Annotated in this window: 11 protein-coding genes; 6 read left to right on the top strand and 5 right to left on the bottom strand. The window is 42.0% G+C overall.

Translation table 11 applies throughout. From position 1 onward, the window contains the following. The first annotated feature begins 625 nt into the window (after positions 1-625). The 6 genes from MKY99_RS08435 (at position 626) to MKY99_RS08410 (ending at position 8,985) form a co-directional block, all read left to right on the top strand. Complete coding sequence (locus tag MKY99_RS08435; protein WP_042186323.1) at positions 626-1,672, top strand: LacI family DNA-binding transcriptional regulator; 1,047 nt, start codon at positions 626-628, stop codon at positions 1,670-1,672. Between the two features lie 223 nt (positions 1,673-1,895). Continuing rightward, positions 1,896-2,552 (top strand): beta-phosphoglucomutase, encoded by a 657-nt coding sequence (pgmB, locus tag MKY99_RS08430; RefSeq protein WP_042186321.1) that lies wholly within the window; start codon positions 1,896-1,898, stop codon positions 2,550-2,552. 322 nt (positions 2,553-2,874) lie between these two features. Continuing rightward, a complete protein-coding gene (locus MKY99_RS08425) occupies positions 2,875-5,193 on the top strand; it encodes a glycoside hydrolase family 65 protein (protein ID WP_339269863.1) in 2,319 nt (772 codons plus the stop codon). Between the two features lie 94 nt (positions 5,194-5,287). After that, positions 5,288-6,970: an alpha-glucosidase gene (locus tag MKY99_RS08420; protein WP_339269862.1), complete on the top strand. Its 1,683-nt coding sequence runs from the start codon at positions 5,288-5,290 to the stop codon at positions 6,968-6,970. Between the two features lie 144 nt (positions 6,971-7,114). Beyond that, entirely contained in the window at positions 7,115-7,978 is an 864-nt protein-coding gene (locus MKY99_RS08415; RefSeq protein WP_188114583.1) for an AraC family transcriptional regulator, read from the top strand. Positions 7,979-8,133: 155 nt separating this feature from the next. Next, positions 8,134-8,985, top strand: coding sequence for a DegV family protein (locus MKY99_RS08410; RefSeq protein WP_042186314.1), 852 nt, complete (start codon positions 8,134-8,136; stop codon positions 8,983-8,985). A 60-nt stretch (positions 8,986-9,045) separates the two neighbouring features. Here the strand turns inward: MKY99_RS08410 and MKY99_RS08405 are convergent, their stop codons facing one another. The 5 genes from MKY99_RS08405 to MKY99_RS08385 all read right to left on the bottom strand — a co-directional run bounded on the left by MKY99_RS08405 (position 9,046) and on the right by MKY99_RS08385 (position 14,264). Further along, the gene (locus MKY99_RS08405) at positions 9,046-10,686 is read right to left on the bottom strand and encodes an ATP-binding protein (protein WP_339269861.1); all 1,641 of its coding nucleotides are present in this window, start codon (positions 10,684-10,686) and stop codon (positions 9,046-9,048) included. A gap of 206 nt (positions 10,687-10,892) precedes the next feature. Next, positions 10,893-11,594, bottom strand: coding sequence for an ABC transporter permease (locus MKY99_RS08400; protein ID WP_339246370.1), 702 nt, complete (start codon positions 11,592-11,594; stop codon positions 10,893-10,895). Next, complete coding sequence (locus tag MKY99_RS08395) at positions 11,578-12,498, bottom strand: ABC transporter ATP-binding protein (RefSeq protein ID WP_339269859.1); 921 nt, start codon at positions 12,496-12,498, stop codon at positions 11,578-11,580. The genes MKY99_RS08400 and MKY99_RS08395 overlap by 17 nt, the downstream gene beginning before the upstream one ends. Positions 12,499-12,615: 117 nt before the next feature. After that, the gene (locus MKY99_RS08390) at positions 12,616-13,551 is read right to left on the bottom strand and encodes a sensor histidine kinase (protein WP_339269857.1); all 936 of its coding nucleotides are present in this window, start codon (positions 13,549-13,551) and stop codon (positions 12,616-12,618) included. Further along, positions 13,551-14,264 carry a response regulator transcription factor gene (locus MKY99_RS08385; protein WP_076284202.1) on the bottom strand — a complete coding sequence of 238 codons (714 nt, stop codon included), beginning with the start codon at positions 14,262-14,264 and terminating at the stop codon, positions 13,551-13,553. The genes MKY99_RS08390 and MKY99_RS08385 overlap by 1 nt, the downstream gene beginning before the upstream one ends. Positions 14,265-14,301: the final 37 nt, after the last annotated feature.

The raw sequence follows: 14,301 nt of genomic DNA, 5'->3' as shown, positions 1-14,301 counted from the left end.
GTCTATGTGTGCGGCTCGTCAAACCAGATTAACAGCATCACCATCCTTATCAAAGTAAAAGAACATCACAAAAATCATGAAATCAGTGCAAACGTTTGCAATAAGTCGTGCACAAACCTAAGTACATAAAATTCATTCCTTAACACAACTGATATCGATCCAAAATCGTCCAATGTAAACGCTTGCTATATTTTGATTTACATACTAATGCTGTATTTATGGTATTGTCAACCAGTATTTTTATGTGTTTAACGAACTCAAATTATCATAAAAGTAAAAATAAAGAAAAGTAAACCTGATAATCCCATTTAGGATTTATCCGTTTTTTTGACTGTCACACTAATTCCATTCCTCGAATCAAATTGTTCCAAAAAATTTAAGCCACACGTTTGCATTTACGAAATGCTCCTTTCAAAGAAATCGGATATCTTTTATACATATTAAGATCAATCTTGCTAAATCATTCATACTTTTTTGGTGAAAACAAACAATTTTACACATAAATTTCTAATACTCTTTCCAAAAGTAGCAATATTGCCCTTCCAAATGACTTTATCTATTTACAATTTAGAACTCTTAGATTAATATTACTGTGTAAAGCAAACGGTTCCATAAGGAGGTTTCTATGACAGTTACCATTAAGGATGTGGCCAAGAAAGCGGGAGTATCTCCCTCCACGGTATCCCGGGTATTGTCCAATCACCCCAGAATCAGCCTGGAAACTTCCCGCAAGGTCAAAGCTATTATGGAAGATATGGGCTATACACCTAACATGATGGCTAAGAGTCTAGTGTCGAAAACTACAAATAGCATATGCTTCAGTCTTCCTAAACCAGCTGAAGAGCTGTTCTCAAATTTATTTTTTATGGAATTAATCCGAGGGATCGTTACACAAGCTAGCCGTTCCGGCTACGACGTGTTAATTAGCTCCGGAGCAAACGAGAAGGAAGAATTGGAAGCCGTTTCAAGACTTCTAAAGGGTCGTCGAGTAGATGGTGTTATTCTGCTTTACTCTCGTACAGATGATGCTGTTATTGATTTTCTAGAGAGTAACGATTATCCATTCGTACTGGTAGGCCGAAGTGATCGATATGAGAATATTTTATCTGTCGATAACGATAATGTGATGGCAGCATATGATGCTACAAACCACCTCATTTCAATGGGTCATGAACGTATTGGCTTCGTAAGTGGACCGCCTAATCTAATTGTTTCTCGCGATCGTCTCGCAGGATACCGTAAAGCACTGCTGAATAGCGGTCTTGAAATGCGTGATGAATGGATTGTAGAAGGTGAATTTCTACAGGATAGCGGATATAGAGCGATGTCTTTTTTCATGAATTTGCCTAATCGGCCTACTGCTCTAGTTGCAGTGGATGATATGGTATCGTTCGGAATTTTACGTGGATTGAATGAGCTGAAATACAAAGTGCCTGACGATCTCGCTATTGTGAGCTTTAACAATATTCCATTATCTGAATTATCCAGCCCTCCGATCAGTAGTATTGATATTGGAATTTATCATCTTGGCTACACTGCATCTCAGGTACTTATTCAGAATATCAAGAGTCCGAATCACGATGCTGGTTATACAAACCGATTTGTTATTCCACATCGCTTGATCGTGAGAGAGTCATCCATGTACTCACATGCTAAGAACAAAACCGAATGAATAAGTGAAGCGATCAACGCTTCATTTATTTTTTGAAAATCTGTACAAACGTTTGCGCTAAATTACTAAAACTTCTTGATCCAGTTCTTTTCAGGGTGAATATTCGAATCTGAGGTTAAGATAAACTTAACATCTTTAGCAAAGCTTATACGAATTGAGAGCAAATTCAGATACGATTACCCAATGGATCACGATACTGTCACAAATTTTAGGAGGTACTACAATGACGGAAATTAAAGCCTGCTTGTTCGATTTGGATGGTGTTATCGTTGATACTGCCAAATACCATTATATCGCATGGAAAGAGCTTGCAGATGGATTAGGGTTTCTCTTCACAGAACAAGATAACGAACGTCTTAAAGGAGTCAGCAGAACTGCCTCGCTAAATATTTTGCTGGAAATCGGCGGACTAACTATCGATGAAGAAGAGAAAGCTAAGCTTGCAGAACAGAAGAATAATCGATATGTCGAATATATTGCGAAAATGGACAGCTCAGAGATTTTGCCAGGTGCGCTTGATTTTCTGAAAGAGTGCCGTGAGAATGGCATCAAAGTTGCCCTCGGTTCTGCTAGTAAGAACGCAATGACGATATTAAATAATACCGGATTGACCCCTTACTTTGATGCAATCATCGATGGCACACACACAAGTGCTGCTAAACCTGATCCGGAAGTTTTTCTTTTAGGAGCTAAAGCACTTGGCGCTGATCCTAAACACTGTGTTGTCTTCGAAGATGCAGAAGCAGGAATTGAAGCTGCGTCGCGTGCTGGAATGTTCAGCGTTGGTATTGGTTCACCGGAAACGCTCAATGCGGCGAACATCGTCGTTCCATCGCTCGCTCATATGAGTGTGTCACAACTCAAAAAATCTTTTGCTTAAAGTCTAACGAACATTAATCAACTGAAAGTGTTAATGTGATTCGCCCTGCTACATCTAACCTACAATCAAATGAACTAAGTATTAATCATTAGATTTCTGGTGATGAGGTGACGGAGAGGAATTTTGGAACTGTAGAAGCGTAGCGTTCGCCTTTATAATCAGATTTCATCCGCAAAACGCGGCTAAAATATAGAAATCTGATTATAACAGCGATCGAAAGTCCAAAGATTCCTCGCAGTCGCACATATACCACCGGAATTTTAATGGAAGAATGATTTGTTCATTATATATCCCCACAACATATTTAAAGGAGCCGGTTATCGTGAAACAATATTTAACAATTGATGAATGGTCCATTATTGAAGAATCCTTTGATCCACAGACACAAGAAATCTCTGAAAGTGTATTTAGCCTTGGCAACGGATTTATGGGTGGTCGAGCTAATTTTGAAGAGCAATACAGTGGAAGTAGCCTACAAGGCAGCTACATGGCTGGCGTTTACTATCCTGACAAAACACGGGTCGGCTGGTGGAAGAACGGCTATCCTGAATATTTTGCTAAAGTACTGAACAGCACGAACTGGATCGGTATTAACATCGACATTGAAGGAACTCCTTTAGACCTGGCAAAATGTACGGTTTCCGATTTCCGTCGTGTTCTTAACATGAAGGAAGGTACGCTTTCCCGTTGTTTCACTGCCACACTCGAAGATGGTAAGGAAGTTAAAGTTGAGAGTATCCGATTCGTCAGCATGAATCGTCAAGAAATCGGTGCTATTCGTTACTCCATCATTCCTGTGAATTTCTCAGGCAAGATTACGATCACTCCTTATCTCGACGGTGACGTGAAGAACAAGGATTCCAACTACGACGAGAAATTCTGGAATGAAGTTGAGAAGCAAGCAGGCACTGAAGGTGGACACATCACCCTTAAGACCAAAAAACTCGATTTCCATGTAACCTCTGCTATGGCTTTTGATATCCTTGTCAATGGTGAAAAAGTCAACGCTGATGCTGAAGCTATTGAACAAGAGAAATATGTAGCCAGCAAAATGAATGTATCCGTACAATCTGGCGATCAAGTCGTCATTTATAAATATGTTGCTAACGTAACCTCGCGTAATCACGGTCTTGGACAATTGGTCGATGCCGCTCAAACTGCTTTGCAAGCTGCTAAGGAAGCTGGTTTTGTAACCCTTCTGACAGAACAAATAGAAGCTTGGAGAGAGAAATGGAAAGAAAGCGACATCATTATTGAAGGTGACGTTTCGGCACAGCAAGCGATTCGTTTCAATATTTTCCAGCTAAACCAAACCTACAATGGTGAAGATGACCGTCTGAACATTGGACCTAAAGGCTTTACAGGTGAAAAATACGGCGGCAGCACTTACTGGGATACAGAGGCGTATTGCGTTCCCTTCTATCTCAGTACAGCAGACTCCTCTATTGCTCGCAACCTGTTGATCTACCGTTACAAGCATTTGGAGAAGGCTAAGGAAAATGCTCGTAAGCTTGGTTTCGCAAAAGGCGCATTGTACCCAATGGTTACAATGAATGGCGAAGAGTGTCACAATGAGTGGGAAATTACATTTGAAGAAATTCACCGTAACGGTGCCATTGCTTATGCGATTTACAACTATGTGAACTACACAGGAGACAAAGCTTATCTTGGTCAATATGGCCTTGAAGTTCTGGTGGAAATCTCCCGCTTCTGGGAAGAACGTGTTCACTATGCAAATCGTAAAGACAAATACGTGATGCTTGGCGTAACGGGACCTAATGAATATGAAAATAACGTAAATAATAACTGGTACACCAACCGGATGGCTTCCTGGACTATGGAATATACCTTAGAAGCTCTGGATTATCTGAAAAAGAACGAATCCACACGCTATGCAGAACTAGTTGACAAACTAGGACTCCAAGAGAGCGAAACTGCAAAATGGAATGATATCATTGCCAAAATGTATTATCCTGCAGATGAAGAACTGGGTATCTTCTTGCAACAAGATGGCTTCTTAGATAAAGAGATTATTCAAGTCAAGGATCTGGCAGCTGAGAACCTGCCGCTAAACCAAAAATGGTCTTGGGATCGTATCCTTCGTTCTTGCTTCATTAAACAAGCGGACGTTCTGCAGGGATTATATTTCCTAGGGGACCGTTACGATCTGGATACCAAAAAACTTAATTTCGACTTTTACGAGCCGATCACTGTTCATGAGTCCTCCCTATCCCCTTGTATCCACTCTATTCTAGCCAGCGAACTAGGATATAAGGATAAGGCTTATGAAATGTACTTGCGTACTTCAAGACTGGATCTTGATAACTATAACAATGATACCGAAGACGGCTTACACAGCACTAGTATGGCCGGTACTTGGATGTCAATCGTACATGGCTTCGGCGGATTACGTGTTCATGATGGCAGACTGACTCTAAGCCCATCGAACCCAGGTCACTGGACAGCGTACTCTTTCAAAATCATGTTCCGCGGCTCCCGTCTAAAAGTAAGCGTTTCGGACGCACAGGTTACGGTTACGAATGAAACTGATATTCCAGCTTCTATTACTATCTATGACAAAGAATATACCGTGAACGGACTAAGCAGCATCACTGCTGACAGCAATTCCGTCACAGTATAAACCGACACCACAAGAGACCCTTTGGAGCCAATAGCTTTTTAGGGTCTCTTTATTTTTTTCCTAAATGGATAACTTATATAAGGAGTGATTATTAATGAAAAGAACCTTTTGGAAGGAAGCTGTCGTTTATCAAATCTATCCACGCAGCTTTCAAGATAGTAATGGTGACGGTATTGGAGATCTGCAAGGCATCATTTCACGTCTGGATTATTTGCAGAAGCTCGGTGTCGATGTAGTGTGGTTGTCACCAGTGTATAAATCGCCAAATGATGATAATGGTTATGACATCAGCGATTACGAAGATATTATGGATGAGTTCGGCACGCTAAAAGACTGGGAGGAACTACTGACTGGACTGCATGATCGTGGCATTAAGCTAATGATGGATCTTGTAATCAACCACTCTTCTGATGAACATCAATGGTTCGTAGAGTCCCGTTCGTCAAAGGATAATCCATACCGTGATTACTACATATGGCGTCCAGGTGGACCGAATGGCGAACGTCCAAACAATTGGAGTTCCATATTCAGCGGTCCGGCTTGGGAACTAGATGAGACTACCGGTGAATACTATCTACATCTGTTCTCACGCAAGCAACCGGATCTCAACTGGGACAATCCAAAGCTGCGCGATGAATTATACAAGATGATTACCTTCTGGCTCGACAAGGGTGTGGATGGATTGCGGATGGACGTCATTAATTTGATTTCTAAAGCAGAAGGGCTACCTTCCTTCCAAATCGAGGGCGAGGCGCCAGAGGAACTTGCTTGGGGTGGCGATTACTTTATGAATGGCCCCCGAGTCCATGAGTTTTTACATGAAATGAACCAAAAGGTTCTTTCAAGCTATGACATTATGACCGTCGGGGAAACGCCAGGGGCTTCAGTAGAGGATGCCGTTCTTTACACAGACGAAGATCGTGAAGAACTTCAAATGGTATTCCAATTCGAGCATATGGACGTAGATTCCGGCCCAGGAGGCAAATGGGATGTAGCCCCATGGACATTAACTAAACTGCGCGACATACTTCATAAATGGCAGGTCGGTCTGGCTGACAAGGGTTGGAATAGTCTGTACTTAAACAATCATGACCAGCCGCGTATGGTTTCACGATTTGGTGATGATGGGAAGTATCGCGTAATATCTGCCAAAATGCTCGCTACCTTACTACATACACTTAAAGGCACCCCTTATATTTACCAAGGTGAAGAAATTGGGATGACGAATGTAAAATTCACAACGCTGGAAGATTATAAAGACATCGAAATTCTGAATATGTACCGTGAAAAAGTAACTGAGGGTGGCGCAGATCATGAAACGATTCTGAACGCTATCCATGTCAAAGGCCGAGACAATGCCCGTACCCCAATGCAATGGGATGCATCTGCTAATGCTGGATTTTCAGAAGGAGAACCATGGCTCAAAGTAAATCCGATTTACAAGGAAATTAATGTGGAGCAAGCATTGGCGGATTCTGATTCAATCTTCTACTACTACCAGGAATTAATTGCTTTACGCAAAAAAAATCCGATTATGGTATATGGAGAATATAAGCTGCTACTGCCTGATCATGAGAACCTTTATGTTTATACAAGAACTTTAGAGGATGAACAATGGCTGATCCTGCTGAACTTCAACGAGGCCCCTCAAACCGTTGATCTCTCCGCTGAGCTGAGCACCGTTACTGATTTAATCATTGGAAATTACCCGGATGAATCACCAACACGAGAAATTCTGCGTCCTTACGAAGCAAGAGTGTACAGATTACAAAGCTGACTCTCTCCACCTTCCTGAGTTATACTATATAGGATGATTTTGTTAAGATTATTCTTCCATCAGCAACCTGTCATTAGAGAGCAAGGAATAACAGGATTTGCAAATGGTGGCATGTTAGTATGAACTCAAAGGGAGATGGCAGGCTTGGAATGGCTTATCCGCATGAAAGAAGCTTTAGATTATATGGAGAGCAAAATGGAGGAAACCTTTAATATAGAAGATATAGCAAAGGTTGCTTATTCCTCCCCTTTTCACTTCCAGCGTATGTTCTACATGCTCACCGGAGTATCAGTCAAAGACTATATCCGTAAACGCAAACTAACTCTGGCGGCACAGGAACTCGCTATTTCTAAAGTTAAGGTGCTAGATGTCTCATTAAAATACGGATATGACTCTCCCGAGTCGTTTGCCAAAGCATTCCGCAAAGCACATGGAATTACTCCTTCTGCTGCGCGGGAGTCAGGGGTACAGCTCAAAGCCTTCCCTAGACTCTCCTTCCATCTATCACTGAAGGGAGATAAAGAAATGGACTACAGAATTGAGACAAGAGACGCTTTTAATGTTATCGGACTAGTAGAGGAAATGACAACGAAAGATGGGGAGAATTTACGCCGTATCCCCCAGCTGTGGATTGAAGCTAATGAAAATGGTACGTCGGATAAGCTGATTGAGATCGGTGTTGATAAGGACATCCTTGGTATTTGTAAAGATTTCAATCACGAAAAAGAAACCTTCTCCTATTGGATTGCTGTCGAAGCCTCTCCAGAGACGGACGCTCAGGGCTTTGCTTCTACGACGATACCAGCTGCGAGTTGGGCTGTGTTCACCTCAGTAGGGCCAATGCCGAATGCTATTCAGCAAGCATGGTCACGGATCTTTCAGGAGTGGTTCCCTGCAACAGGCTATGAGCATACAGGAGGACCCGAGTTTGAGTTATACCTTCCGGGAAGACCTGATGCAGAGGATTATCGCTGCGAGATCTGGATACCGGTTATGAAAAAAAATTAATGCTTACTTAGACTATTCGGAATTCCGGATAGTCTTTCTTTCTTTCAGAATTTCTACGATTTCATTTTGAGAATCGGCTTAATCTTGGTATAATAAATAGATTATGTGATTCAATAATGACTATTGTCGTCCGATTATCGGTGAAGGAGAAATTCATGTCTACTGTAAAAATATTTTCAGACAGCACTTCCGATTTGCCTCAAGGCTGGAAGGATACTTTTAATATCGGCATCGTTCCCCTTTACGTAGTGTTTGAAGAAGGAACCTACAAAGATGGTGAAGATATCACACCAGAAGAAGTGTATCGCCGTGTCGCAGCAAGCGGAGTATTGCCAAAGACGGCCGCGCCTTCGCCAGCTGACTTTATCGCCGCTTTTCATCCGGTAATTAGCCGTGGAGATGATATTGTATATATCAGTCTCTCCTCATCATTATCCTCTACATATCAGAATGCACTTTTGGCTGCTGGGGAATTCCCAGAGGGGCGTGTACAGGTTATTGATTCACAGACCTTATGTGGAGGCATCGCTCTTCTCGTTATGAAAGCTGTCAGAGCCGCTGAAAAAGGTTACAGTGCCATTGAGATTGCAGCTATGCTGAAGCAGAGTCGTAATCTTGTAGAAACAGAATTCGTGGTAGATACGCTAGATTACTTATATATGGGTGGACGCTGTTCAGGTATGCAGAATTTCATCGGTAGTCTGCTAAAAATTCGTCCTGTTCTTAGACTTGTAGACGGCAGCATCGTACCTACTAGTAAAATTCGTGGCAAAAAAGAAAAAGCCGTGGAACAAATGCTCCAGAACGCCTTGGTTAACGTCGAGCGGATGGATAAAGAGCTGCTCATCGTTGTTCATACCTTAGCGGAAGAAGATGCTCGCTATCTAGAGACAGCGATACGAGAGAAAACTCAAGTGAATGAGATCGCTATCCTCAACGCAGGTTGTGTTATTGGTAGCCATTGTGGCCCACATACTGTAGGTCTCATGTATATGCTTCAAGATTAATATTCTAACGCAAATCTCCGGTCATTGCTTCGTAAGTCAATGAACCGGGGATTTGTGCGTTTACCCCTCCTGATTTGAAGTTGAATTTAACTCGACCTCTTTTTTTATGAAGGGTAACATAAACCGGAATGTTGAACCTTTATTCTCTTCACTTTCTACAAAGATTGTCCCACCCATCAGCTCAACCAGCTGCTTACAAATAGCGAGTCCCAACCCTGTACCGCCATATTTACGGTTGATGATCGGGTGCAGCTGTGAGAAGGATTGAAATAATAAATTGAGTTTATTATCGGCAATCCCAACACCTGTATCACGGACAGAGAATTCCAATAAATATTCTTTTGAATCCGAAAGTGGAATGTTCTTAACCGATAGTGTTACGCTCCCATGTTCTGTGAATTTCAGAGCATTTCCTACAAGATTGACAATAATCTGTCGCAAACGGATCGGATCAGCCAGTAACGTTGTTGGAACACTCGTATCCGCCCACCACCGCAAGGCCAGCTTCTTCTCTTCGGCTTTAGGCGTAAATAAATCAATAATGTCCGATATCATCTCTCGAAGTTCAAACGATTCGGTTTGCAGTGGCATTTTACCCGCTTCCATCTTGCTGAAATCAAGAATGTCATTCAAGATCTGTAAAAGCGTGTAACTACAGCTTCGTAAAATCTCGACATACCCCCGCTGTTCTTCTCCAAGATCAGTTTCAAGTAAAAGATCTGACATCCCTATCATTCCATTCATCGGTGTCCGAATTTCATGACTCATCATCGCTAAGAAGTCAGATTTGGCTTGCGCCGCCTGTTCTGCAGATTCTTTAGCGCGAATGATTTCTTTCGCATTCGTGATATCACTAAAAGCAATAACTGCTCCTGAGATCATCCCCCCATCCATAAGAGGCGACACCCGATAATTGACAAAAAAGCTGGTTCCATCCTTACGCCAGAAGATCTCATCGTCTTTCCTGCGGATAATTCCATCTGCAATTGTAAGACTAATCTGACAATCAGGGGTTGAATAACGTGAGCCATCGCCTTGGATTTGATGAATATATTCCATCAGCTTCAGGCCAACCAATTCTGTAGGCTGGTAACCTAACATATCTGCTCCCTCACGGTTAATAAAGAGCGTTCGCCCTATATTATCTAGTACGAATATTCCAGCTGAGACGGAGTTCAGAATAAGGTTCGCTCGTTTATCTTCGACTTCAGCAGCAAAAGTAGATTTGAAGTTTGACTCTAGTTCTACCTTATTCGATAATTTAGCATGAAAAGAATCTGCTAATGCGTTTAGCCAGTCATGTAACCCTTCCGAATAATGATGATAGTTGCTGTTATCCACTTGTATGATCGCGAATACCCCAACAATTCCCTCGTCTATCGTTATAGGAATAAAGTTTCCCTTCACAACGTCCGCTTTGGGATTGTTCAGATCTTGCAATTCAAAGCTAGAGGGATTCCCTTGCAGGGCAGCCTCAAAACTAGCTACATCAACAAGGTATATTCTTTTAAGTGCTGTCAGACCTATATCTTGGAACGATGCTTCTGCACTGGATTCTAGATAGAACGTACGATTCGTTCCTACGCAGTGACCTTGCCGATCCAACACAAATATCAAATTAGGATGATGGTCATATAACGATTTATAAGCGCTCTCTTCCGAAAGCAATCGTGTTAGAATGGACGTCCAGTCTTTATCCACAATTCATTTCACCTCAGGCTCTCTCATCCATTATCATTACCCTAAAATGAGCGGAAATCATCTTAAATTTTAAATTCTTCTATTTTGACCATTATAGCAAATATACTTTAATCGGTCGCAGATAAACACTAAATCCCCCTTTAGAACCCGACCACGATGACTTACACATCGTACTGAGATTCTTAAGAGGGATTTCTATAAATATTTTAGGCTATATCTTTATGGTCAATATTGCGAATCGCCATATAGGCAATACCTGCTCCAATCAAGCCAAGCGAGATCGACACCGCCGCTAAATTACCTAAGCGTGCTTGATCAAATCCACCAGAAATTAGGGACGTAACTAACACCGCCGAGACGATGGTGGCAGGAACTGATTTTTTCTTCATTCCAAAGTACAAAGGAATCAGAGCAATACCCGCTGCGTAAAATGCGTTTGCGCCTAACTTGATCAGCTCTGAAGTGATTATAGGAAGGTTTAACTCACCCGGGATAAGCCCTACAAACGAATTAAATCCTATTAGCATAGCTCCAACTACAATGTCTGACACGATGATGGCAACAAATGTGAAGGCGAACACTATCAATATTTTCGCAGTCATTAGCTTTTTACGTGAGATAGGGTACATGAAGAGAAGAGTAATAGTGTTGTTCTTATACTCATCAATCACCAGCTTGCTAATAATAACGGAAGCGAAAATAATATAAGCAGCCTTAACAAAAACGAACACACCTTCAAACATATCTGCGTAAGAAGCGAACGACGGTTCATTCTCATTTCGATCAACGAATAAAACCATAATCATAAACCCAAGAATAGCGAGATTGACGATTGCTGCCCCTGTAAGAAGAGTCTTTAGCTTATTCTTCCGAATCTCCAAAGATATTAATTTAAGCAACGCCTTCACCCCCAATCAATTGTAAAAAATAATCTTCCAGCGTATGTTGTTTCTTGCTGATGCTCTCAATCTCCACGTCTGCTAGCACTAACGCCTTATTCAGATTACGTTGTGAGATACCACCGTCATAAATTCTTACTGTAATATGATCTAGTACTTTGAAGTTATTGAGGCCAAGCTTGTGCTCCAACACGTACACTGCTTTGTTAATCTCATTCGTAACCACTTCGATATATTCTGTATTTTGACCGCGAATGGAATCCATCGCCACCTCTTCTACCAGAGCACCCTGCCGGATCACACCGATAGTATCAGCAATCTGCTCGATTTCCCCCAGAATATGACTAGATACAAGTAACGTCATTCCATATTCACGGCTAAGCATCCGGAACACTTCACGCATCTCTTTGATTCCCACAGGGTCTAGTCCATTAATCGGCTCATCCAGAATGAGTAGCTCCGGTTTCGTCATAAAGGCTCTGGCAATACCAAGGCGCTGCTTCATCCCAAGCGAAAATTGCTTCACCGGCTTTTTATCAATACCCGTAAGCTTTACCAGCTCCAGCGCTTCACCAATCGCTTGCGGATCATAATAGCCCATGTATTCTCCATGCAGGATCAGGTTTTCCTTGGCTGTGAGTTTATCATAGAACACTGGATATTCAATGATGCAGCCCATCCGTTTGAGCATTTCATACGAATGATTTGTCATTTTTTCATTAAAAAATTCAATCTCGCCACTCGTCGGCTTAACGAGGTTCGTGATCATTTTCATGACCGTTGTTTTGCCGGCACCGTTCGGTCCAAGAAAGCCATAAATTTCACCTTGTTTAATATTCATATTCACATTGCTAACGGCTTCTTTGCCTTGGTAGGTTTTCGTTAAATTTCTTGTTCGAAGTATCGTAGTCATTTCCGTGCTCCCCTTTGTTTTCGTCTCGTCTTCCTTAGTTCTTATTGTACACAGCAGAATTTTCTTTTTTATTACTCGATTCTTACAAAAATCTTAAGCTGCACACAATTTCATTCTTTAGAAGCTTAATCTACGAAAAGAAAGGGTAAATACTGTTCTCACAAACGGTTGACTAACCAGTGTAATGGTACCATTCATCTGCTCCGTTAATCTTTTGGTGATCGTCAGACCCAGACCACTCCCTTGATATGATCGATTTCTCGAATCCTCCAGTGTATAGAGCCGTTCGAATACTTTATCCTGGTGAACTTCACTAATGCCTTTTCCCCTGTCCCAAACATCTATGTATACTTTGTTCTTATCACTATAGAGTTTCAAACCTAATACGCCTCCGGCATCCCCGTAAGCAATCGCATTCGATAACAAATTGGTCAATATCCGGTCAAGCGCCTCTTCGTTTCCCATGAAATAAAGCGAGTCATCAGGGATTTCTATCTCCACCTCACTGCCCTTGGCGCTAAGGATATCATAGAAAGAGAGAATATTACGTCTGCACACCTCACCTGCCTCAACACGTGTAAGATTGATTTCCCGATCCCCTGATTCCAGCTTAGCCAAGTCAAAGAACTTGTTCATCAATTGGATCACTTCATTTGCTTTTTGGTGAATCGTATTCATCATACGTTCCCGTTCTTCGGCTGGCATATGTTCATCCTGCTGAATCGTCTCAATATAACCGAGTACTACCGTTAGCGGAGTCTTAAGATCGTGGGAAATGTTCGACAACATATTACGCATGGACTTCTCCAGCTTCACGCGCTCAATGCTTCCTTTATGATTAATGTCGAGCAGCCGATTTAGATCAATCAGCACACTTTGCAGCTCCACATTACTACTGAATAACAGCAGTCTTTCGTGTGAACCTTCAGCCATGATGCTACTTAGCTTGTCATGAATATATTTCAGGTCTCTGGAAGCTTTACGTGAATGCTGATATTGCCATACAATGACGACGAGCAGGAGTACAATGACCACACTAAGCGCCATGCTCATTATAGCTGCTCTCCCAGCTTATATCCGATCCCCCACAACGTCTTGATGTACTCTGGATGCGAGGGGTCATCTTCTATTTTTTCGCGTAATCTTCTCATATGTACATTAATAACGTTCTCATCTCCGAAATAATCATCTGCCCATACGCTAGCATAAATCTGCGCTTTGGTGAAGACCCTGCCCGGATGCGTAACGAACAGCTTAAGAATATGAAATTCCTTAGACGTTAACTTCACCTCTTCCCCGTTCTTTAGCGCAGAGAAATTATCCAAATCTACAGTCAGGCCACCAATGGAAATTTTTTGCTTCGCAGGAATTGGAGCTTCCGGTTGGATGGTGGGGGTAGCATAACCCGCTCTTCGAATCGCAGCCTTCACTCTTGCAGCTAATTCGATCATTGAAAATGGCTTGGTAATATAATCATCCGCCCCAAAGCCAAGTCCAAGCGCTTTATCCACATCGCTGTCCTTGGCTGACATGATCAACACCGGAACTAGACTTGTCGCACGGATCGTCTGGAGAATATCAGTACCGCTGCGCTTGGGCAGCATGAGATCTAATAATACAAGATCAAAAGGATTACTAGTACGGAATGTCCTTTCCGCTACTTCACCATCGAACGCCGTTTCCACTTCATAGCCCTCTTTTACTAAATAGGACCTAACCATTTCACTAATTGCTTCGTCATCTTCAATTAACAATATTCGGTGCATGAATGCTGCCTCCAATGATCTGAGAATAAAAATTAGT

This window comes from Paenibacillus sp. FSL R5-0470, from assembly GCF_037975205.1.
Classification (GTDB): domain Bacteria; phylum Bacillota; class Bacilli; order Paenibacillales; family Paenibacillaceae; genus Paenibacillus_AQ.
Note: the sequence above shows the minus strand (reverse complement) of the source record. Positions and strands in the feature narration are given on the sequence as shown.

What these genes read in the sequence shown, in the direction of transcription:
- MKY99_RS08435 (WP_042186323.1), top strand. Translation starts at nt 626, where the DNA reads ATGACAGTTACCATTAAGGATGTGGCCAAGAAAGCGGGAGTATCTCCC.
- pgmB (WP_042186321.1), top strand. Translation starts at nt 1,896, where the DNA reads ATGACGGAAATTAAAGCCTGCTTGTTCGATTTGGATGGTGTTATCGTT.
- MKY99_RS08420 (WP_339269862.1), top strand. Translation starts at nt 5,288, where the DNA reads ATGAAAAGAACCTTTTGGAAGGAAGCTGTCGTTTATCAAATCTATCCA.
- MKY99_RS08410 (WP_042186314.1), top strand. Translation starts at nt 8,134, where the DNA reads ATGTCTACTGTAAAAATATTTTCAGACAGCACTTCCGATTTGCCTCAA.
- MKY99_RS08395 (WP_339269859.1), bottom strand. Translation starts at nt 12,498, where the DNA reads ATGACTACGATACTTCGAACAAGAAATTTAACGAAAACCTACCAAGGC.
- MKY99_RS08390 (WP_339269857.1), bottom strand. Translation starts at nt 13,551, where the DNA reads ATGAGCATGGCGCTTAGTGTGGTCATTGTACTCCTGCTCGTCGTCATT.
- MKY99_RS08385 (WP_076284202.1), bottom strand. Translation starts at nt 14,264, where the DNA reads ATGCACCGAATATTGTTAATTGAAGATGACGAAGCAATTAGTGAAATG.